This is a genomic window from Paraburkholderia guartelaensis, assembly GCF_004353905.1.
Taxonomy (GTDB): Bacteria; Pseudomonadota; Gammaproteobacteria; order Burkholderiales; family Burkholderiaceae; genus Paraburkholderia; species Paraburkholderia guartelaensis.
Genome location: NZ_SMOD01000002.1, coordinates 53,284 through 74,341 on the forward strand (window position 1 = coordinate 53,284; position 21,058 = coordinate 74,341).

General features: G+C 60.7%; 18 protein-coding genes. 4 read left to right on the forward strand and 14 right to left on the reverse strand.

What is annotated here, in order from left to right; all coding sequences use genetic code 11:
* Positions 1 to 2 precede the first annotated feature (2 nt).
* From E1N52_RS02450 to fdnG, 3 genes are read right to left on the reverse strand one after another with little or no spacing between them, the layout of a single operon-like run.
* A complete protein-coding gene (locus tag E1N52_RS02450; protein ID WP_133179867.1) occupies positions 3 to 653 on the reverse strand; it encodes a formate dehydrogenase subunit gamma in 651 nt (216 codons plus the stop codon).
* The gene (gene fdxH, locus E1N52_RS02455) at positions 640 to 1,563 is read right to left on the reverse strand and encodes a formate dehydrogenase subunit beta (RefSeq protein ID WP_133179869.1); all 924 of its coding nucleotides are present in this window, start codon (positions 1,561 to 1,563) and stop codon (positions 640 to 642) included. Before fdxH ends, E1N52_RS02450 begins: the two co-directional genes overlap by 14 nt.
* Positions 1,564 to 1,572: 9 nt before the next feature.
* Positions 1,573 to 4,641 (reverse strand): formate dehydrogenase-N subunit alpha, encoded by a 3,069-nt coding sequence (gene fdnG / locus E1N52_RS02460; RefSeq protein ID WP_165979319.1) that lies wholly within the window; start codon positions 4,639 to 4,641, stop codon positions 1,573 to 1,575.
* A gap of 240 nt (positions 4,642 to 4,881) precedes the next feature.
* Between fdnG and E1N52_RS02470 the strand changes: the two genes are divergently transcribed.
* The gene (locus E1N52_RS02470; protein ID WP_133179875.1) at positions 4,882 to 5,814 is read left to right on the forward strand and encodes a helix-turn-helix domain-containing protein; all 933 of its coding nucleotides are present in this window, start codon (positions 4,882 to 4,884) and stop codon (positions 5,812 to 5,814) included.
* Positions 5,815 to 5,840: 26 nt separating this feature from the next.
* Here the strand turns inward: E1N52_RS02470 and E1N52_RS02475 are convergent, their stop codons facing one another.
* The 5 genes from E1N52_RS02475 to E1N52_RS02495 form a co-directional block, all read right to left on the reverse strand.
* Positions 5,841 to 8,726, reverse strand: coding sequence for an ATP-binding protein (locus tag E1N52_RS02475; protein ID WP_133179877.1), 2,886 nt, complete (start codon positions 8,724 to 8,726; stop codon positions 5,841 to 5,843).
* 51 nt (positions 8,727 to 8,777) lie between these two features.
* Positions 8,778 to 10,499 (reverse strand): FAD-dependent oxidoreductase, encoded by a 1,722-nt coding sequence (locus tag E1N52_RS02480; RefSeq protein ID WP_133179879.1) that lies wholly within the window; start codon positions 10,497 to 10,499, stop codon positions 8,778 to 8,780.
* Positions 10,500 to 10,524: 25 nt separating this feature from the next.
* Positions 10,525 to 10,944: a GlcG/HbpS family heme-binding protein gene (locus E1N52_RS02485; protein WP_133179881.1), complete on the reverse strand. Its 420-nt coding sequence runs from the start codon at positions 10,942 to 10,944 to the stop codon at positions 10,525 to 10,527.
* A gap of 135 nt (positions 10,945 to 11,079) precedes the next feature.
* Positions 11,080 to 12,543, reverse strand: coding sequence for a mechanosensitive ion channel family protein (locus E1N52_RS02490; protein ID WP_133179883.1), 1,464 nt, complete (start codon positions 12,541 to 12,543; stop codon positions 11,080 to 11,082).
* Between the two features lie 14 nt (positions 12,544 to 12,557).
* A complete protein-coding gene (locus E1N52_RS02495; RefSeq protein WP_133179885.1) occupies positions 12,558 to 13,463 on the reverse strand; it encodes a LysR family transcriptional regulator in 906 nt (301 codons plus the stop codon).
* Between the two features lie 575 nt (positions 13,464 to 14,038).
* On the opposite strand from E1N52_RS02495, the gene E1N52_RS02500 reads away from it, so the two are divergent.
* Positions 14,039 to 15,124 (forward strand): NADH:flavin oxidoreductase/NADH oxidase, encoded by a 1,086-nt coding sequence (locus E1N52_RS02500; protein WP_205965562.1) that lies wholly within the window; start codon positions 14,039 to 14,041, stop codon positions 15,122 to 15,124.
* Positions 15,125 to 15,139: 15 nt separating this feature from the next.
* Here the strand turns inward: E1N52_RS02500 and E1N52_RS02505 are convergent, their stop codons facing one another.
* Both E1N52_RS02505 and E1N52_RS02510 read right to left on the reverse strand, forming a co-directional pair.
* Entirely contained in the window at positions 15,140 to 15,439 is a 300-nt protein-coding gene (locus E1N52_RS02505; protein ID WP_133179889.1) for a putative quinol monooxygenase, read from the reverse strand.
* A gap of 44 nt (positions 15,440 to 15,483) precedes the next feature.
* On the reverse strand, positions 15,484 to 16,266 hold the full coding sequence (locus E1N52_RS02510; protein WP_133179890.1) for an enoyl-CoA hydratase/isomerase family protein: 783 nt from the start codon (positions 16,264 to 16,266) through the stop codon (positions 15,484 to 15,486).
* 328 nt (positions 16,267 to 16,594) lie between these two features.
* Here E1N52_RS02510 and E1N52_RS02515 point away from each other — a divergent pair, with 328 nt between their 5' ends.
* A complete protein-coding gene (locus tag E1N52_RS02515; RefSeq protein WP_133179892.1) occupies positions 16,595 to 16,945 on the forward strand; it encodes a BON domain-containing protein in 351 nt (116 codons plus the stop codon).
* A 315-nt stretch (positions 16,946 to 17,260) separates the two neighbouring features.
* On the opposite strand, the gene E1N52_RS02520 is transcribed toward E1N52_RS02515, so the two are convergent.
* The 4 genes from E1N52_RS02520 to E1N52_RS02535 all read right to left on the reverse strand — a co-directional run bounded on the left by E1N52_RS02520 (position 17,261) and on the right by E1N52_RS02535 (position 20,405).
* Positions 17,261 to 17,935 carry a response regulator transcription factor gene (locus E1N52_RS02520; protein ID WP_246088928.1) on the reverse strand — a complete coding sequence of 225 codons (675 nt, stop codon included), beginning with the start codon at positions 17,933 to 17,935 and terminating at the stop codon, positions 17,261 to 17,263.
* A 156-nt stretch (positions 17,936 to 18,091) separates the two neighbouring features.
* Positions 18,092 to 18,511, reverse strand: a complete 420-nt coding sequence (locus E1N52_RS02525) for an SRPBCC family protein (RefSeq protein ID WP_133179894.1) — start codon at positions 18,509 to 18,511, stop codon at positions 18,092 to 18,094.
* A 9-nt stretch (positions 18,512 to 18,520) separates the two neighbouring features.
* A complete protein-coding gene (locus E1N52_RS02530) occupies positions 18,521 to 19,537 on the reverse strand; it encodes an aldo/keto reductase (protein ID WP_133179895.1) in 1,017 nt (338 codons plus the stop codon).
* A gap of 187 nt (positions 19,538 to 19,724) precedes the next feature.
* Positions 19,725 to 20,405: a response regulator transcription factor gene (locus tag E1N52_RS02535; RefSeq protein WP_425467992.1), complete on the reverse strand. Its 681-nt coding sequence runs from the start codon at positions 20,403 to 20,405 to the stop codon at positions 19,725 to 19,727.
* A gap of 245 nt (positions 20,406 to 20,650) precedes the next feature.
* Between E1N52_RS02535 and E1N52_RS02540 the strand changes: the two genes are divergently transcribed.
* Positions 20,651 to 21,040: a response regulator transcription factor gene (locus E1N52_RS02540; protein WP_133179899.1), complete on the forward strand. Its 390-nt coding sequence runs from the start codon at positions 20,651 to 20,653 to the stop codon at positions 21,038 to 21,040.
* Positions 21,041 to 21,058: the final 18 nt, after the last annotated feature.

Sequence of the window (21,058 nt, forward strand, 5' to 3'; positions counted from 1 at the left end):
GATCACTTCAGATGCTGTGACTTGATCACCGACCGGAACCACCGCGGGTGGTGCTTTCTCGCCCACCCCGGCGTGACATAGCCGTGAAGCATCGCACCCAGCGTGCCGTCGATCCATATTCCGGCGTAGATGTGCACCATGATCGCCAGGATCAGGACGAACGCAACGAGCGAATGAACCAGCGCGGCGAAGCGTAGAACGTCAATGGCGAAGTACGCCGAAAAATAGCGACGCCAGATCACGATACCCGACAGCAGCAGCGCAATCATGCAGGGCAACAGCGTCCAGAACAGCATTTTCTGGCCGCCGTTGTATCGAGCCCCCTCGGGAAGTCCTTCGTCGCGATTCTGGAGAATCTGCAAGATGCGAAGAAGCCATTGAATGTCACTGAGTTCGATGAGGTTGTGGCGCCAATAGCGCATCGCGAGACAAGAGAACGCCGAAAACATCACGAGGCCGATGAACGGGTGCAGGATTCTCATCCACTGTCCGCCGCCAAACAGCGCCGAAAGCCAGAACATGGCCGGATGAAACAGCGCAAGCCCTGACAATGCGAGCAAGATGAAGCTCAATGCCGTGATCCAATGGATGGTCCGTTCGTTGGCGTTATAACGCTCGATCAGGAGATCGGGCCTGGAATTATCGCTGTTCATCTTTTTCCTCCTTGCTGGCTTCTATTTCGGCGCGCGCAGCCTCTTCGTCGGACTCGTGCACTCTATTCGGCCCGATCCGCACATAGTGGAAAAACGTCGTTAAAAGCGTGAGAAACAGCACTGCCAGCGCCAGCGGCTTGGCAACGCTCTTCCACACCATGACGAGCGGATTGATGCGCGGCCGGTCGGGCAGACCGTGATAGAGAGAGGGCTGATCCGCGTGATGCAGGACATACATGACGTGCGTGCCGCCAACACCGGCCGGATCATAGAGCCCTGCATTCTCGAAACCGCGCCGCTTCAAATCCACGATTCGATCGGCGGCCTGCGCTTTCATGTCTTCCTTGGTCCCGAACATGATCGCTCCGGTCGGGCAGGTCTTCGAGCAGGCAGGCTCCTGACCGACGGCAACACGATCCGAGCAGAGCGTGCACTTGTACATGCGATGGTCGGTCTTCGAAAGCCTCGGTATATTGAACGGACATCCGGCAATACAGTAGCCACAGCCAATACACTTCTCTTCATGAAAGTCGACGATCCCATTCGTGTACTGCACGATGGCGCCCGGCGACGGGCAGGCCTTGAGACACCCCGGATCTTCGCAGTGCATGCAGCCATCCTTGCGGATGAGCCACTCCAGATCCCCTTTGGGATTGACGTATTCCGTGAAACGCATGACGGTCCACGAGTGCTCCGATAGATCGCGCGGGTTGTCGTAGACCCCGACGTTCTCGCCAATATCGTCTCTCAGGTCGTTCCATTCCATGCACGCGGTCTGGCATGCCTTGCACCCTATGCATTTCGAAACGTCGATCAGCTTGGCCACCGTGCCGGTGACAGGTGTCCTGTCGCCGGGCGGTGGCACGGTCGTGGCGGATAACCGCTTGATATCCAGTGATTGCAGGGACACGTATGCACCTCATACCTTTTCGACCTTGACGAGGAAGGACTTGAATTCCGGCGTCTGCGTGTTGGCGTCGCCGACCGATGGGGTCAGGGTGTTGGCGAGATAGCCGGGTTTGGCGAGCCCCTTGTAGCCCCAATGCAGCGGCACGCCCACCGTATGAACCTTCTTCCCATCCACCATGAGCGGCCGGATGCGCTTCGTCACGAGGGCGATCGCAACGATGTAGCCGCGTCTGGACGAGACCTTCACGCTGTCGCCCGAAGCAATCCGCAGTTCATCGGCAAGTTCATCGCCGATCTCGACGAATTGCTCCGGCTGGATGATGGCGTTCAGGCGCGCATGCTTGGTCCAGAAATGGAAATGCTCGGTCAATCGATACGTCGTGGCCGTATACGGAAAATCGGCGGCCGTGCCGAAATCCCTTCTGTCACGCGCGAATACGCGCGCAACTGGATTGTTCGTGACGTCGGGATGGTCCGGATGAAGCGGATTGAAACCGATAGGCGTTTCGAAAGGCTCGTAGTGCTCGGGGAACGGTCCTTCGTTCATCTGCCGCCGTGCGAAAAAGCGCGCCACGCCTTCCGGGTTCATGATGAAAGGCCCCATGCCAAGCGAGGGTGCTTCGTCCTCCTTATAATCGGCAATATCCGCGCCGGTCCATTGGCTCCCGTTCCATTTGAGGATCGTGCGGCTCGGATCGAATGGTTGCCCATTGAGGTCGCAGGAAGCCCGGTTATAGAGAATCCGTCGATTCTCGGGCCATGCCCACGCCCAGCCTAACGACTGACCGATACTGGTGGGATCGCTGTTGTCGCGGCGGGCCATCATGTTTCCCGCTTCCGTCCACGCCCCGCAAAAGATCCAGCAGCCGCTCGCGGTACTGCCATCGTCGCGAAGCTGCGAAAAGCCTGAAAGTTGCTGACCGGCTTTCACGGCGATCGCGCCAGCGTTGTGCGAATCGCCAAGGTCCGATAGCGCCGACCCGTTGTACTCTTTGGCCAGTTCCTCGGGCGTGGGGCTTTGCGGGTCCGCATAGGGCCAATTGAGCTTCAGTATCGGGTCGGCGTACGCTCCGCCTTGCTTGCGATACAGCTCCCGCATCCGGATGAAGAGGTTCGACATGATCTCGGCATCGCCGAGGGCGTCGCCGGGCGGCTCGGCGCCCTTCCAATGCCATTGAAGAACGCGCGAAGAACTGACCACCGAGCCGTTCTCTTCCGCAAAGCAGGTGGTAGGCAGCCGGAACACCTCGGTCTGGATCTTCGCCGGATCGGCCTTGTGATAGTCGCCAAAGTCCTTCCAGTATTCCGACGTTTCCGTGGCGAGCGGGTCCATGATGACGAGCCACTTGAGCTTGCACAGCCCCTCGAAGACCTTGGCCTTGTTCGGCGCCGAAGCAATCATGTTGAAACCCTGGCAGACGTAGCCCGTCATCTTTCCCTGGCTCATCGACTCGACATTTTGAATCAGGTCATAGGTTTTATCCGGCTTCGGCAGGTAGTCGTAGGCCCAGTTGTTCTCTTTCGTCGCGGCGTCGCCCCACCAGGACTTCATCATGCTGACAAAAAAAGCCCGGTAATTCTGGTAGTAGCTCAATTGATTGGGACGTAGAGGCTTCAGCGCATGGCGCTGGATATAAGCCTCATAGTCCTGTTCGTCTTCCCACGGCAGCACCATGTACCCCGGCAGCATCTCGCTCAACAGCCCGAGGTCGGTCAAACCCTGGATATTCGAGTGCCCGCGCAAGGCGTTCACGCCGCCGCCCGAGATGCCGATGTTGCCGAGCAGGAGCTGGACCATGGCGCCGGTGCGGATGATCTGCGAGCCGATCGAGTGATGCGTCCAGCCGAGCGCGTACAGAAGCGTCCCGGCACGATTGGGCGCCGCGGTGCTGGCGAGAATTTCGCATACGTGCAAGAACTTATCCTGCGGTGTGCCGCAGATCTTTTCCACCATCTGCGGCGTGTACCGCGAGAAGTGTCCCTTCATCAACTGATAGACACAGCGTGGATGCGACAACGTCGCGTCGGTCTTCACGAATCCGGTTTCATCGAGTTCGTATTCCCAGGTGCTCTTGTCATACGATCGCTTGGCCGCGTCGTAGCCCGAATACAGGCCGTTATCGAAGGCGAAGTCCTCCCTCACGATGAAGCTGAAGTCGGTGTAGTGCGTCACGTACTCGTGCTGGATCTTGTCGTTCGTCAGCAGGTAGTTGATGACGCCGCCAAGAAAAGCGATATCGGTTCCGGTGCGAATCGGCGCGTAGTAGTCCGCCACCGAAGCGGTGCGCGTAAAGCGTGGATCGACCACCACGAGCTGTGCGCCGCGATGCGCCTTCGCTTCGACCACCCATTTGAATCCGCATGGGTGCGCCTCAGCCGCATTGCCGCCCATGACCAGAATGACATCGGCATTCCGGATATCCACCCAGTGATTCGTCATCGAACCGCGGCCGAACGTCGGGGCAAGACCTGCCACCGTCGGGCCGTGTCAGACACGCGCCTGGTTGTCGAATGCGAGCATTCCCAGGCTGCGCACGACCTTATGGGTGAGATAGCCGGCTTCGTTGCTCGCAGCCGAAGCGGCGAGAAACCCAGTCGTGACCCATCGGTTGACGAGTTTGCCCTCGTCCGTTTGATGAATGAAATTCGCGTCGCGGTCTGCTTTCATCAGCGCGGCGATGCGGTCGAACGCGTCGTTCCAGGAGATGGGCACCCACTTGTCCGATCCCGCCGCGCGGTATTCGGGTATTTTGAGCCGCGCTTCGCTATGCACGATGTCGAGAAGACTGGCGCCCTTCGGACACAGCGTGCCGCGATTGACCGGGTGGTCGGGGTCGCCTTCGATATGGATGATGCTGCCCTTGGCGTTTTTGGCGTTGTCGCCAAGCGAGTACATCAATATCCCACAGCCGACCGAACAGTACGTGCAGGTGTTTCTCACCTCCGTGGTGCGCATGAGTTTGTATTGGCGCACCTCCGCCAGCGCGGTGGCGGGCGAAAACCCGGTGAGTGCGAGGCTCGAACTCGCCAGCGTGGTTGCAGTGAGCTTGAGGAACTGGCGACGGGTCAGGTTATCCATGAAGACTCCCGCGAGGGTCTGCTCGTGGCCGCACAAGGGCACGACACAAGCCATTGTTCCCGATACCCGTCACCACGTATTTTCTGAACGCACGCTTTTTTTATTTCGATGCTTTCCTATACCTTCGTTTAATACCGCGGAGGTTCCACTGCGCCGGCCCATACCCCCGTAGACTACCCGCGCCGATCGCCACGCGATATCTTGCAGACAGGTTCCCGCACGGACACGGAGGGTAGATCCATGAACGCGCCACTTCTCATCGGTCAATATGCGAGGTCATCGGAAGCCGTACCGTATGAACCGGATCGCGGCTTCGAGCTACCCGAAGTGCTGCGCTGGACGAGCGGAACGCCCAAGGCATGGGGTACGCGCATCGACAGCCGTTGCATTCTCGTCGCGCTTTGCCTGAATCAGTCGCTGCTGACGCTGACGATAGACGGCGCCTCATTTCATGACGGCGTCGTCGATCGGGGCGCGGCGCTCGTGATACCCGCCGGCTCCCAGATCGATGCGCGTTTCGCCACGCCGAGCGACTTCCTGCATGTCCATGTGCCCCCACACTGGCTCACCGAATGGCTCGACAACGACGACGTGCCGGATATCGATTCCATGTTGTCCGAGCCGCAGCATCTTCGCGATCCGGTGGTATTCAAGCTGACCGGCACGCTGTTGCGCGCGATTCACGGCAAATCCTCCACGAGCACGCTTTACGCAGACGGCATCACGTTATCCATTCTCGCGCGCCTGCTCGAAATCATGGCGCTGCGCGCCACGATCAAGCCCGCTCGCGCGCCCTCGGTCTCGCCGCTCGAGGCGTGGCGCGTGAAGATGGCAATCGACTTCATCGATCAGCGTATCGACCAGAGCATGACGTCGGCCGAACTGGGCGCGGCGGTCGGTCTGTCGCCCATGCACTTTGCAGCACGCTTTCGCGCCGCAACGGGCACCTCGCCCCATACGTTCATTCTTCGCAGGCGCATCGAGCACGCCCAGACGCTCCTCGCCACCACAAAGTCCACGGTTGCCGATATTGCCTTTAGCGTGGGATTCCGCACGCAAGCGCACTTCACCACCGTGTTTCGCCGCCATGTCGACGATACACCGCATCGCTGGCGCGGCAAGCACGGGGCGACCGTGCGCCTGGGAGTTCGTGACCTTGCAAAAGTCGCATGACGGGCCACGCCCGGCACGCTAAAGCGCTACACGTGCGTTCTGCGCAGGCTATCGAGCTTCGCTTTCGCCGCCTCGAGGTCCGCCGTCTCGAATCCTTCGGTGAATTGCTCATAGACCGAAACCAGCACGGCTTGTGCGTGGTGCGTCTTGCCAAGCCTGTGACTCAGTCGAGCGAGGCTCGTCGCCGCGCGCAGCGCCCAGGAAAGGGCACCTTGCTGACAGGAAAGTTCGATTGCCTGCTGATAAAGGCTCTCAGCGAGGCCCAGCATATCGAGGGCGTCGATCTCTTCGAGTATTTCACCCTTGATACGCAGCAGTTCCGGCACGCACCACAACTCGTCGTGCGCCATCGCCCAATTCAGTGTGTCTTCGATGACCGTGTGCGCCTCTGCGTTGCGCCCAAACGCTCGCAGCCCGCGCGCGTAGATTCCCGCGTACATCGAATAGCGCAGACCGATATGCTCGCGCTTGAACTGCGCGAGCCCGGCACGCAGTATCGGGAGACCGGACGGCTCGCCGCACTCGATCAGCACGGCCCCGTGCAGGCAACATGCCATCGCGTCGAAAATGACGAGCCCATGCTTTGCCAGATGGTCCTGCAACAGCTTGAGATGGGCTTGCGCGGCCACCAGGTCGCCCACCTGAAGCGCGATCGGCACCGATGCAAGCGCGAGCACGTAGCCGAGCGTCAACGGATGGCCGCTGGCCTGCGCGTCGCTTCTTGCTTCGTGTTCCGTTCGCAGCGCCTGATCGGCCAGGCCCTGAAGCCACAATACATTGGACAGGATGGTTCGGGAGCCGTTACGCCAGTCGACGTGAACCGGCGAGAGTTGCGGCCGCTGAAGCGGCGCGAGGTGGCGGCTCAGCACGCGCTCGAGCAGTTCGCGCGTTTCAGCCTGCTTGCCCATGTGATGCCACGTGAACGCGGTGAGCCTGTCGCCATCCGAAAGCGCGACGACGTTGCCCGACGACGACGCCGCTGCGTGAAAATTCTCGAGCAGCGCATCGGCTGCGCGGTTCCTGCCTGCATAAACCAGCGCGCAACAGCCGGCAAATAATGCGCGCAATTGATATTCCTTGTCGTCGAGCGCTTGCGCAATGGCCAATGCCGTTCTCCAGGCAACGTCGACGTCGGGAATCAAGCCGCACGTGTACATGGCCGCTGCGGCCAGCGCCGAATGCAACTTCATGCGATAGCGGTCCAATGCGGGCGACCCGCCGTCGATGCTCGACAACGCCTGCTGTACGCGCTTGCGGCACTCCTCGAGCGACGACAGGCGCAGCCACGCCGGAATGGCCGATACCGTGAGCGCCGCGCCAAGCTCCGCCTCTGTGCGTGCCGCAAACGCCCAGTCGAGCGCCGCACGCACATCGTCGATCGCGCGCAAATGCTCCTCCACCCAGCGGCGCTCCGGCAGCGTGCTCCATTGATCTTCGGCGCGTGCGTACATGTCGAGGAAATGTCCGGCGTGACGGCGCGCGACCGCGTCCAGTTCGCCCGCATCGGCAAGCTTGCGGCGCGCGTAGTCGCGCGTCGAGTCGAGCAGCCGGTAGTGCACGGTTTCGCCGCGCACGTCCGCCGTCACCATCGACTTCGCTACGAGGCTCGCCATCGCGTCGATCGCGCTCCGGCTGGAAATGCCGTCTCCGGTCGCCACCGCTTCGGCCGAGCGCAGCACGAAGCTGCCCGCGAATATCCCCACGCGGCGCAAGACGACGCGTTCGACCTCGGGCAGCAATTGATGACTCCAGTCCAGCATCGCCGCCAACGTTCGGTGCCGCTCGGGCGCCGTGCGCCGCCCCTGCCCGAGCGCGAAAAAGCGGTCGTTGAGCAGGTCCAGCAGTTCACGCACGCCGAATGCATCGAGACGCGTGGCCGCGAGTTCGATCGCCAGTGCAATACCGTCGAGCCGCCGGCAAATTTCGCCGACCACGGGCGCGTCGTCGTCGTTGAGCTCGAAGTCGCCGCGCCTCGCGCTCGCACGCTCCATGAACAGCTGCACCGCCGGATAGCGCAGCGCAACGTCTGCGGTCAGCCCCTCAGTGGCAAGCGGGCTCGCCAGCGGGTCGAGGCGATACACGTGCTCGCCGGCAGCCGCCAGAGGCTCGCGGCTGGTAGCGAGCACCAGCACCCGCGGCGAGGCGCATACGATGCGCTCGACGATGGCGCAAGCGGCTTCGATGACGTGCTCGCAACTGTCGAGCACGACGAGCTGTGGGCGCTCGCGCAGCGCGAAATAGCTCGCCAGCGCCGAGGCGACATCATTCGAATGCACGGCCAGCCCCAAGGCCGCGGCAACGACATTGGGCACGAGTTGCGCGTCGGCAATCGTGGAGAGATCGACGAACCAGACTTCGTGTTCACCCGCTTCGAGCAATTGCCGCGCGACGGCCAGCGCCACCGTCGTCTTGCCGATGCCGCCCGGACCGGCAACGGTCACGAGCCGCGAGTGGAGCAATGGCTTAAGAAGTGCTTGAATATCGGATGCACGCCCGAGGGGGCGCACGAGCGCCAGCGGAATCGTATCGCCGCGGCGAGCCCGCTCGCCCCCCTGCGTTTCATCCCGCGCCGCCAATACCCGCTTCACCGGTGCGACGAAGCGATACCCGCGGCCCACCACCGTGGCCAGATAACGTTGATCGTGCGGGGCTTCGCCAAGCGCCTTTCGCAACGCCGTGATTTGCACCTTGAGGTTGCTTTCCTCGACCACGGTGTTCGGCCAGGCACGCGCCATCAATTCCTGTTTCGTGACGAGTTCGCCGCAACGCTCCACGAGCACGACGAGGATCTCCAGCGCGCGATTGCCCACACGCACCGCACAGCCGCCATTGAACAGCATCCGCTGCGCGGGTATGAGCTGGAAAGAGCCGAACAGAAAGGCTTCGCCCGCGGCATCCGGATGATTGGCCACCACGCTTCACCTGATAACTGGCTGACACCAGCCAATATACCAGCAGCATGATCACACCACCCGGCGGATGGCCTCCTGCGCGCGCGATTGCCGTTCGGGCAGTACACCGTGGACTTGCGGCACCACGCCTGCTCCCTCGCCGACCGCGGCGGACACGCGCTTGATCGATCCCGAGCGTACGTCGCCGATCGCAAACACGCCGCTCACGCTCGTCTCCAATGTGTGACTGCCATCGTCGCGCTCGCCGTGCGCCTCTGCGCCCGTCAACACGAAGCCCTTGGCATCGGTCTTGATGCTGCAATCATCAAGCCATTGGGTATTCGGCTGTACGCCGGTAAAGAGAAAGAGATGCCGGATGTTGAATGAGAGTTCACCCTGCGCGCCTTCGCACCGGACCCCGGCGAGCCCGCCGTCGTCCTCCGTGAGTGACGTCACTTGCGTGTCCGTATAGAGCGTCACGTTGGGTAGCCGGGCGATCCGGTCGATCAGATACTGCGACATATGCTCCACGAGACTGTGATCACGCACGATGAGATGCACGTGCCGCGCACGAGACGCCAGATACACCACACCTTGCCCGGAAGAGTTACCGCCGCCCACGACCACGACTTCCAGCCCCTGGCACAATTTCGCCTCGACCGGCGACGAGCCGAAGAACACACCCCGTCCCGTCAAACGCTCCAGACCTTCTATGTCCGGTCTCGAGTAGACAGCGCCGCAGGCAATCACTATGGTATGCGAAGCAATTCGCTGGCCGCTGTCGAGTTGCACTGCAAGCGGCACGCAATCGCAGCAAAGCGATTTAACGCTCGTCGGTATCGAAATATGGACGCCGAACTTCTGTGCCTGCATGAAGGCCCGGCCGGTCAACGCTTCTCCGGAAATGCCGGCCGGAAAGCCCAGATAGTTTTCGATCCGTGCACTCGTGCCCGCCTGCCCACCGGGGCCCCAGCTGTCGAACATCGCCACCGACAAGCCCTCAGAGGCCGCGTACACGGCCGCAGCAAGCCCGGCAGGCCCGGCGCCGACGATGAGCACGTCGTAGACATGCCCGGGATCGAAATCGGGCAGCCAGCCAAGACGCGTTGCAAGCTCGCTCTGGTCCGGTGCGCGCAGCACCGTCCCGTCCGGACAGACGACGATCGGGAAATCAGCCTCGGTTGCCGAGAGGCGTTGCAGCAGCGTCACGGTTTCGGGATCTTCGCGCGCGTCGATCAGCGAATACGGATACGAGTTTCGTCTGAGCAAATCCTGTAGCGCGATCAGACGGGCGTCGGTCGAATCGCCGATCAGCACGGGGCCGCTGCCGCGCTCGATCAAGCCGACGCGCCGCAGGATAAGCGCGCGCATGATCTTCTCGCCCAGCTCGGCCTCCATGACGAGCAGCCGGCGTAGATCCGCGGACTGAATCACGATGGCTGTCGTATCTTCGATGACGACGCCGTCACCGAGGCACGGATGGTCGAACAGTTGGGCGATCTCCCCCATGAATTGCCGCGCACGATACTCGAAGGTGCGATGGACGCGCCCCATCGCATCGCGCCGGATCACACGCACATGGCCTTCGAGCATGACGACGAGGCCGGGCGCAATATGCCCCATCGAGAACATCAGTTCGCCGGCCCGCCACTGCATCACCGTTCCGAACGCTCGCGCTCTTTCTATTTCGCGCTCCGGCAGCAGCGGAAACATCTGTTCCTGCGGGCTAGAAAGCACCGATATCGGCGCGTCCGTTTCAGTCGAGCGGGTCATTTCCGGCTGATCGTTTTCCATGGATGCCTCAATTCGACATGAGCGTTCAGAAGTCGAGCGCGGCGAGCGCCGCCTCGGCAACCTCGATGTCCTGCTCGACGGTTCCCGCGCTCGTGCCCACCGCGCCAATGACGTTCCCCTTGAAAACAATCGGAATCCCGCCGCCAAAGATCACCACCTTTCCGGCGTTGGATTCCTGGATGCCGTAGAGCGGCTTTCCCGACTGGGCGAGCGTTGCCAGCCTGGAGGTCGCTGTGTCGAAGATCCGGGCAGTCGCTGCCTTGTCGATCGCAAGATCGATGCTGCCGATCAGCGCGCCGTCCTGGCGAAGAAACGCGATGAGATGCCCGCCCGCGTCGACCACTGCGATGTTGTACGCAATGCCAAGGCTCGTGGCTCGCGCTTCCGCGGCGCAAACCATCTTCTTCGCATCTTCCAGCGTGAGGCTATCGTAGGATCGTGGCATGTCGGCCCTCGGTTTTCCGTTCCGTGTCATGTGATGCTCTGCTAACGATAATCAAACAGACTAATTCACGCCGAATTCCATGCAAGTTCGCAAAAGACGTTGCAACCGGAAAACGTCGATGCCGCTTGGCGCCACTCAAAACGTCAGGTCATGCAACTCGCGGACTCTGTCGATCAGCCACTGAAAGAACGACTCTTCCGACTGAGCGGCAGGCTTCGACGTGCCCATCTTGTCGAGCGTCTGTTGACGTCGCGAAAGCAATCCGCACATCGACTGGACGATATGCGGGTAGTTCTTGAAGACGGGCGTCAGCGCGTCCTTTTTCGCGCGATAAATCACGCCATTCGTGAGGGCCGTGACCGTCACGCGTGCCGGCAAGCCTGCAAGCAGGCCATCTTCGCCGCACGTTTCGCCCGGCCCGAACCGCGCAACCTCGATCTGTTCAGCGCCCTTGCTGGCAACCGCGGAGAGCACGCCGGAATCGACGATCGTGAGCGCGTCGGACACGCTGCCCGATGTAATCAGCACCTCGCCGGCTTCGTATGCGTGGCAGGACAGCGCTTGTGCAAGCCGTGCGAGTTCGTCGAGCGGCAATGCGGCGAACAGTTGAACGCGGCGCAGCACGTCAATCCGCCCATCGCCCGAGCCCGCAGCCAGGTCGTACGGGCGCGGATCGCCGGGCGCTCTGAGATCGACGCCCGCCGCTGCGAGGTGGCGATAGCAAAGATCGTAGAGTTCGTTGGCCACTGCGCCTTTCTTGCCCATGTCGTCCACGAAGGCGGTCACTTCGTAGGAGAGCGACTGGACGCTTGCCCCCTTCACGACCACGGACGGCGCCGGCTCGGCGAGCACCGCGCGCACGCCCTCGAGCGCGAGGCGCAGCGCATCGAGCACGACACCTGGCCGCGCCTCGGGCGTGATTTCGAGCGTGATGGTCAGCCCGTGCAGCGCCGCAGGGCGGCTGCTGTTGGTGATCTTCGCCTTCGCGGCCACGGCGTTCGGCACGATGATGACGTCGCCCTGGCCGGTCAGCAGATGCGTCGCGCGCCAGTTCATCTCCAACACCTTGCCTTCCACACCGTCAATCGAAACCCAGTTGCCGACTTCATAGGGCTCGGTGGTATTGATCACGATGCCCGCAAACACATCGCTGAGCGTACTCTGGATTGCGAGGCCCAGAACGATCGCAAGCGCACCTGACGTGGCAACGAGACCGCGTACCGGTAGTTCGAGAACGAAAGCCAGCGAGGCGACCACGGCGGCAAGAAATGCAACAGCGCCGAATACATCTTCGAAAAGGCGTTGACGGCGCCACGTCTTCGGCAGAAGCAGAGTGTCGAGCACGATGCTCAAGAGGCGCGCGCCGGTCAGCCACCAGATGATCTCGAGCACCGCGCCAGCCACATACAGCGCGCGTGAGCCGAAGAACGGCGGCTCGGAAAAAGGACTCAGCCCCGAACTGAACAGCAACGCACTCAACGCGCCGTAGATGCACAGCCGCGTGAGCAGTCTCGCGACTTCGTTGCGCGGCATGGCGCTGCGCCACACTACGACGTCGATGGCCACCAGTGCGAAGCCGAAGATCAGCGGATTGTCCACACGGACTCCATGGCTCAGTCGAGCGAAATGAGCGTGTTTTTCAGGCGTGATTGAATGAAGTCGAGAAAGCACTGAATGCGGATTGAGAGCGTCAGATTCCGGTAGAACACGGCGTGCACGGGTTGCAGTTCGTTGTCCAGGGTGTCGAACGTCAGCTTCATAAGGCGGCCCGCGGCAATATCCTGTGCGGTCATGAAGTTGGCGAGGCAGGCGATGCCCTGCCCCGCCAGCGCCAGTTGGCGTATCGTCTCTCCGCTCGAGGCGCTCAAGGCGGGGCGCACTTGCAGGCATTTCCCATCTGCGCTGCGCATGGGCCAGACATTGCGGCACTCGCGTTCCGTGAAGCCGATCAGCAAATGGCCAACCAGGCCTTGCACACTCGCTGGTTTGCCGTGGCGAACGATGTATTCGGGGCTAGCCACCACCTGCATTTGAACCGCGCCCAACGGACGCGCGCGCAACGTCGAATCGCTCAATGCGCCCATACGAATCGCAATATCGGTGCTCTCGGCCAACAGGTCGATATCGAATTCGCTCGTATTGAGCTGAAGTTCGATGTCCGGATACATACCGCGAAATTCCCCGACGTGCGGCACGATCGCATGCAGCATGAACGCCGAAGCGGCATTGATGCGCAGCCTTCCCACCGGCGCCTGCAAACGCCATGTGAGACGCTCTTCGAGGTCTTCCATACGGTGCAGAATTTCTCTTGCATGGCCGAGGTAAAACGCGCCTTCCTCGGTGAGATGCATGCGGCGTGTCGTGCGGTTGAGCAGGGTCGCGCCGACTTTCTCTTCGAGCTTCGACAGCGAGCGGCTGACCGCCGACGGTGCAAGGCCAAGGCTTTGCGACGCCGCCGTAATCGAGCCCGACTCGACAACGCTGACGAAGACGGTGAGATCCTCAGAGGTGGCTTTCATTGGAATGACATGCAGGCTGCGCCATGACCTGTCGAACCTGTTGCACGCGGCAAATACGAACGCTATTGCAGGCAAACGTCCCGATAATCGACTGTGCGCCGATAAACATTTCGACCAAGCCACGGGACGAAGGTAAATTCCATATACGCATCGCTGCAGACGATGATCCAGTTGTGTAAAGTCACCTGCTCAGACTGATACATGTTCACTGACTCCGAAAGACCCGCCGCGAGAGCCGCATATCGGCGCTCTCCACGACGATTTCAGAGTAGTCGTCCGCTGCAAGCAAGTCCACGCTACCATGGCATACGTCAATCGCCGCCCTCCGTACAGTCACTATACGTTCGTATGGGAAGCATCTTCGCGAGCAGCGAACGAAACGACCCACGTCGCCTCAGGCTCGAAAAGCGCGAATCCGGCAACGCATTAAACCTTGGTATAAGCTTTATACGGTTTGCGCGAACGCATCGAACCCATCGTAGGGCTAGGCGGCTGCCATGCGCCGCATTATCCTGGTCCCTGCCTGATTCACGTCTACGCGTACGGAGGCCATCTTGGCGAACCCTGCCTTGTTTATGCCGCTGAGAGTTGGCAATCTCGAGTTGGCAAACCGCATCATCATCGCGCCGATGTGCCAGTACTCAGCAAAGCACGGGTGCATGAACGATTGGCATGTCGTGCATCTGGGCCACCTGGCCATCTCCGGCGCGGCGCTGCTCACCATCGAAGCGACGGCCGTTGTGCCCGAAGGCCGTATCACCTACGCGGACGTGGGGCTCTACGACGACAAGACGGAAGCCGCGATGCGGCGCACGCTCGACGCGATCCGTCATTGCTCGGACATTCCCGTTGGCATACAACTGAGCCATGCGGGGCGTAAAGCATCAACGGAGGTGCCGTGGAAAAAGCCCGGCCAGTTTCCGCCGGATCACGCGCTCGGCTGGCAAACGGAAGCGCCCTCGCCGGTGGCCTATGCAGAAAACTACGTCCCGCCCGTCGAACTCGATCATGAGGGGCTGCGCCGTGTGCGTAACGCCTTTGTCGCCGCGACGCAACGTGCACATCGCATCGGCATCGATCTGATTCAGTTGCATATCGGTCACGGCTATCTTCTGCATCAGTTTCTTTCGCCGCTCTCCAATCGGCGCACTGACGAATATGGCGGTTCGCTCGAAAACCGCATGAGATTTCCGCTCGAAGTATTCGACGAAGTTCGTGAAGTCTTTCCGGGCAACAAGCCCGTCACTGTCCGTATATCGGGCACCGATTGGGTCGAAGGCGGCTGGGATATCGAGCAGACCATCGCATTTGCCGAGGCGCTCGAAGCGCGCGGATGTGACGCCATACACGTAACGAGCGGCGGCTTGCACCCCGACCAGAAGATACCAGTAGGACCCAATTACCAGGTGCCGCTCGCGCGTGCCGTCAAAGCAGCCGTTTCGATGCCGGTGGTCGCGGTTGGATTGATCACGGGCTTCGAGCAAGCTGACGCGATCGTAGCGACGGGAGACGCCGATTTCATCGCCCTGGCACGAGCGATACTCTATGACCCGCGCTGGCCCTGGCACGCCGCAGCAGACCTCGGCGCACATGTGCGCGCGCCGAAGCCCTATTTGCGCTCGCAGCCTCGCCGCTTCAGAGACCTCTTTGAAAGCGAGTGAGCGCAAGCAATATCGTTAACTGGCGGCTTCGACGGCGCTCAGCACTTTGACGTCGGGCGTCGAAAGCAGCCAGTTCACGACCTTGGCCCGATAGTTCTGATAGTGCGCGCTCGCCCTGTGCGCATCCATTGCGGCAGGACCGTCGTAGGTCTCGAATAAATGGAAGCTCGTTGGTCCTTCCGAAATGCGATAGAGGTCGTAGCGCAAGTTGCCAGGCTCCTTGCGAGACGCGCTCACCATCCTGAGCAGTTCTTCTTCCACGTCCTTGACATGCTCCTGCTTGGGGACGATGCTTGCGAAAACGCTGATATTCATAAGTCAGATCCCGTGAATCATTGAGCCAATGCGGCAAGCGTCCATCAGTTCTCGCCGAGCGCTTCCATTCTTTGCCGATAGTCGCCGGGATTGCGCACCCTTGCGTTGATATGTCCTTCCAGCGTGATCCCCATCGATAGCGACGCGTCGTCGACGGCATTCAGCAGGCGCTTTGCCGCGCGCTGCGCCGATGGCGAGCACGCGAGCAGTTCGCCCACCATTTCGTCGGTCGCGCTCTCCAGATCGCTATCGGGCACGAACTCGGTCGCGATGCCCCAGTCATAAGCCTGCGGTCCGGGTATCTGCCGCGAACGCATCACGATGTCCTTGGTACGGCTCGTTCCCACCATTTTTTGAAGCCGCGCCGAACCTCCCGATCCAGGCAGCTGGCCAAGTCTTTGTTCCGACAACGCATACAGCGTCGTTTCCGTTGCAAGACGAAAATCGCAGGCCAGCGACAGCTCGAATCCTACCCCGAAGCAGTAGCCGCGATTCGCGGCGATCACGGGCTTGCCGCAGCGCGCGGGCGCGGAGACGCTCCACGCCAGCCGCGATATGCGTTCCGCAGAGGCATCGACGAGCCCACTGATATCACCGCCCGCTGAAAAGTGCTCGCCTGCCGAGCGCAGCACGATCACTCGAATCCGGGGATCTTCGTCCAGCGCCTCGAAAACCACACGCAGTTGTTCGCGTTGTTCCAGGTTCACGATATTGAGTGGAGGCCGGTGCAACACAATATCGGCTCGAGCATTCGATTCCGAGAATTCCAGCCGAAAACCATCGAGCTTGCTGAGCAAGATTTGCGCCGGGTGAACGATCTGGATCATGAATCTGCCTCTCGCGTCTGCATGTCGAATCGTTTGAATAGACCGCATCCATCGCGAATGGATGGGGGGCAAGCCGAATGGTCAACTGAGGGCCGGGTGCTGAGCCCAATATGCCACCCGCGCACCTGGACAGGAAGTTAAAAGTGGTAAAGCGTCGTAGTATCGCGGTCGGCTCGCACCAGTGCGAACGAAAGTGATGCGCCGCTTAAAATGCGGTGCGATTGGGAAAGACTTCGGGAAACGAAGCAGCTGAAAATGCTCCCGGAGGGCGACGTTCAGACGCGATTCTCACGAAGCGTGGCCCCTCTTTCTCCCAAGGAGCACAGCGATGTTCTCACGCAAGCTTTTGCCCATCGTGGCGTTGACGGTCACTTCCGCTCTGGCTATCGCCCCGTCATTTGCTCAAACCGATGCCTCGGCACCGACATCGACCACGGTCAGCAAAAAAACCGTCCGGGCCCAGAATCGCCAACTCGAAAACCAGGTGAGGCGCACGCTCACGAAGACCAAAGACCTCGATGCGGGCGGCATCATCGTCGTCGCGCGCAGCGGCAAGGTCACGCTGGACGGAACCGTACCGGACGAGGATCAGATCCAGCTGGCCGGCACGGCTGCCGCTGGCGTGCCCGGCGTGTCGAACGTGACCAACAACGTACGTATGCGCGAAGCCGGTCACTGAAGCGCGTCGTGTGGGGCCGGGTGGCGGCTGGATGCGCCGCCTGGTTCGCACGCGGCACATGGCGCAATGGCATCATGAAAATCGCATTCGTGATATCGGCTTCTCTCGCGACACTTGTTGTGGGCGCCACGCCCGCATTTGCGAGCGGATATGGGCCAGCGCCGTTTTATCGGCCCGATGTGAGCAGCTATACGCCGCATTGGCGGCATGCCCGGCAGAAGCCAGGCGATAACGCGCCGCGAGAGGAGGACAAAGCGACAGACTCAGTCGGGCAACCGCCAAGCGATCCGGCACCCAGTGCTCCGGCCAGGCCCGTCAATTAGCGCCGAGCAGATCGTGCGACGTCCCGATTCCGAGCATCTCCGCCTTGGAGAGGAATTCGCTGAGGGTTTTGGTTCCGAGGCGTCGCATTCCCTCGCCGCGATAGATCTTCACCGTGATTTCGGTGATGCCAAGCTCTTCGGCGATCTCACGATTCGATGCGCCACAGGCCACGCAATGCATGACCTGTCTCTGCCGCGGCGTCAATTCGAGCCAGCGGCTCTTGATGTCCTGTGCCGCAGCAGCATCCTCGATCCGTCGCCGATCGAGATCGACGGCTTCCGCTATCGCTTCGAGCAGATCCTGGTCGCGAAAGGGTTTAGTCAGGAAATTGACCGCGCCGGCCTTCATCGCTTTCACCGTCATCACGATGTCGCCATGACCTGTGATGAAAATGACGGGATGCGCAATACCGCGCTGCGAAAGTGCTTGCTGAACCATCAGTCCGCTCGCGCCGCGCAGGCGGACATCCAGCACGATACACGCGGGGCTGCGAATGGTGCCGCTTTCGAATGCATCGATCAGCGCCTCGCCGCGCGAGAACGCGCTTGCCTTCATTCCCACCGACCGGAGCAGTTGCTCCAGCGACTCTCTGACATCGTCGTCGTCGTCGACCAGGAAGACAGTTGGCGCCTCACCGCTGTGGGTGACAGCATGCTTATCGCTCACTGAAGTGCCCCAAAGGATTCGACAGAGCTAATATATACCGGCGCTTTCGCCACCGCCATGCAAACCCATTAGCGCGATCGAATCAGCGATGCGCCACACCAACTAAAATATGGCGCATCGGTATGAGGATAGTTATTTAGAAGATACTCGCCGCAATCATGTTTTCTTTGCCAGCTGTGCTTTGAGCGCGTCAAGTCCGTCTTCATAGATTTTCGCGAAAAGGCGCGACGCTTCCTGCTCCGTCACACCGGCCGGCACGAATCTGCCCGACCACTCGACGCGGCACGCCGTTGCGCCCTTCTCCACTACGCTCAGTGTCGAAACATAATCGGTCACCGGAAATGGCGCTTTCATGATTGCATAGCTGTAGCTACGCGAAGCTTCGCTGAACGAAAGCATGCGCTCGACAATCGGATCACCATCTGGATTGGAGAGATGACGCACACGGCCGCCATCGGTTATTTCGCTCTTCGGAATATAGGGCAACCAATCGGGTAAGGAACCGAACCCGCCTATCAATTGCCAGACCTTTGCGGCCGGCAACGCGACATCGAGCGCTGCGAAAGCTTCCGCCATGATGTCCCCCTACTTGCTGTCGATGGGTAATGGCGCCAGCCGCGATACCAGGCCCTGCTCCCGCATTTCATGCCAGAAGTCGTTGGGAATGGAGACCTTCAGTGCGGCGACATCTTCCGCGATACGCTCGGGCCTGCTCGCGCCCGGTATGACCGCGGCCGTGGCGGGATGCGCAAGCACGAACTGCAAGGCCGCTGCCTTGATTGGAATCGCGTAGCGATCCGCGAGCGCCTGGATTCGCGCGACCTTTGCGAGGATTTCCGGTGAAGCCTTCTGATATTCGAAATGCGCACCGCCGGCCAGCACGCCCGAGCTATACGGGCCACCCACGACAATATCGACCTTTTTCTCGAGCGCGGCGGGCATCAAGCGCTGCAGCGCGACTTCGTGATCCAGAAGCGTATAGCGCCCCGCGACCAGCATGCCATTGGGCTTCGCATCCGAGAGCCCGAGCGTCAGCTCGATCGGTTCGACGCGATTCACACCGAGGCCCCAGCCCTTGATCACGCCCTCGTCGAGCAACTTCGACAACGCGCGAAATGCGCCGGTGTGCGCCACTTCGAATTCCTTGAGCCACGCATCTCCATGAAAGTCCTGCGCGATATCGTGCACCCAAACGAAATCGATGCGATCGACCTGGAGCCGCTTCATGCTGTCTTCGAGCGATTGCATGGTGCCGCGCTCGGAGTAATCGTAAAGAATCTTGTTCGGCAGCGCGAACTCGAACAGTCCGCCCTTTTCGCCAAAATCCCGCTTACCGGTTTCGACTTCATCGAGAATCAGACGGCCAACTTTGGTGCTGAGAATATAGTCGTCGCGTTTGTGCTTCGACAGAGCTTTGCCAATACGCAACTCGGAAAGTCCCGCGCCGTAAAACGGTGCGGTATCGAAATAGCGTACCCCTTGCTGCCACGCCGATTCAACCGTTTCCAGCGCTTCTTCCTCGGGAATATTGCGGAACATGTTCCCGAGCGGGGCGGCGCCAAATCCCAGCGGACCGTTCAACAAACTGCTTCGAATACTCATGTCTGGCTCCCAGTGGTATGAGTCTCCCTTGTAGTTGTCCGAACGATACCGCCGGGTCGCTCGCAATACCAGCCATACAACCGGCTGCGCCGTGACGCGGAAAGCGCTGCGGTCTAATACTTTGGTTTAAGGCTGAAAATTGCTTCTCGCGCGCGTGAGTCGGCGCAATGAACGAGCCAACAGTGCACTATGAGCGGCGGCGTGTTGGCGTGCGCGGCACCACGCCGAGCATTTGCGCCTGGCGGACCAGATCGACCACCGAATGAATGCCCATCTTGCGCATGACCTGCCCACGGTGCAACTTCACCGTGATCTCGCTGACATGCATTTCCTCGGCGATTTGTTTGTTCAGCAGGCCTGCCAGCACGAACTCCAGCACCTCGTGCTCTTTCGGTGTGAGCGCTTCGAAACGTTGGCGCAGTTCGGCCAGAGCGGAATCCGAAGAGAGGCGTTCCGCATCGCGCATGAGCGCCTGGGCCACGGCATCGAGCATGTCCTGCTCACGAAACGGCTTCGTGAAAAAGTCCACCGCTCCCGCTTTCATCGCCTTGACCGACATCTCGACGTCGGCATAACCGGAAATGAAAAGAATGGGAATATGCGGTGCGATTTTCGCTATCGACCGCTGGAACGCGAGCCCGTTTTCTCCCTTCAGCCTCACATCGAGAATGAGGCAGCTCGGCACGTCATCGCGCGCAAAATTCACGAACGCGTGCGGCGAATCGAAAAGCTCGACACGATGCCCAACCGAGCGAAGCAGGCCGCCTAGCGCGAGTCTCATTTCCTCGTCGTCGTCGATCACATAGACAACCGATGGCCCTGGCGTGCCACTGTTATCCGCTGTAGTCGACCTGGCCATGATAGTCATCCGGCTTCCCTCAGGCGTCACGACGCTCGCGTGTCACGGCAGGCGGTGGCACCGCTCACCGCACGCTGCATTCGTAAGAAAACGATTAAGGACTGACGACTCTACCCCGATTCCATTGTAGCAGCGCGCCAAAAACCACAGACTGACCGGAAGGCCGCCGGCATTATACGAACGTATGGTTATCGAAAGTCGTTCGTCGGACTAGCCTACGAGGCAGATCTTCTGTTTCCCACTGGGGACACACCGTGACGCCTGTCGCCCTTGTTTCAATAGTCGAAGACGACGAAGCCATGCGGATGGCGACGGCGAGCGCCATCCGTTCGATGGGTTGGGAAGTCCTGACGTTCGAATCTGCGCTCGCGTTTCTCGATTCAGGCGTGGTTAGCCAAACACACTGTCTTATCAGCGACGTCAGTATGCCGGGCATGTCGGGCATCGAAATGCACGCCAGCCTGCTGGCCAACGGCTATGCGCCTCCCACCATCTTCCTCACGGGCTATCCCAGCGCACGCGACGAAGCCGTTGTCCTCGCCAACGGCGCGCTGGCCTACCTGCCCAAACCCACGGACTTCGATATCGTCGCAAGGAACGTCAAATATGCGCTTGATAAAGCGAGGTCTCCACGCGCAGATTGAAACGGCGCGTCTTGTTTA

Bases quoted from the DNA above. Each gene is read 5' to 3' on its own strand.
- E1N52_RS02450 (WP_133179867.1), bottom strand. From the start codon at position 653: ATGAACAGCGATAATTCCAGGCCCGATCTCCTGATCGAGCGTTATAAC.
- E1N52_RS02470 (WP_133179875.1), top strand. From the start codon at position 4,882: ATGAACGCGCCACTTCTCATCGGTCAATATGCGAGGTCATCGGAAGCC.
- E1N52_RS02480 (WP_133179879.1), bottom strand. From the start codon at position 10,499: ATGGAAAACGATCAGCCGGAAATGACCCGCTCGACTGAAACGGACGCG.
- E1N52_RS02485 (WP_133179881.1), bottom strand. From the start codon at position 10,944: ATGCCACGATCCTACGATAGCCTCACGCTGGAAGATGCGAAGAAGATG.
- E1N52_RS02495 (WP_133179885.1), bottom strand. From the start codon at position 13,463: ATGAAAGCCACCTCTGAGGATCTCACCGTCTTCGTCAGCGTTGTCGAG.
- E1N52_RS02500 (WP_205965562.1), top strand. From the start codon at position 14,039: ATGCCGCTGAGAGTTGGCAATCTCGAGTTGGCAAACCGCATCATCATC.
- E1N52_RS02505 (WP_133179889.1), bottom strand. From the start codon at position 15,439: ATGAATATCAGCGTTTTCGCAAGCATCGTCCCCAAGCAGGAGCATGTC.
- E1N52_RS02510 (WP_133179890.1), bottom strand. From the start codon at position 16,266: ATGATCCAGATCGTTCACCCGGCGCAAATCTTGCTCAGCAAGCTCGAT.
- E1N52_RS02515 (WP_133179892.1), top strand. From the start codon at position 16,595: ATGTTCTCACGCAAGCTTTTGCCCATCGTGGCGTTGACGGTCACTTCC.
- E1N52_RS02525 (WP_133179894.1), bottom strand. From the start codon at position 18,511: ATGGCGGAAGCTTTCGCAGCGCTCGATGTCGCGTTGCCGGCCGCAAAG.
- E1N52_RS02530 (WP_133179895.1), bottom strand. From the start codon at position 19,537: ATGAGTATTCGAAGCAGTTTGTTGAACGGTCCGCTGGGATTTGGCGCC.
- E1N52_RS02535 (WP_425467992.1), bottom strand. From the start codon at position 20,405: ATGACTATCATGGCCAGGTCGACTACAGCGGATAACAGTGGCACGCCA.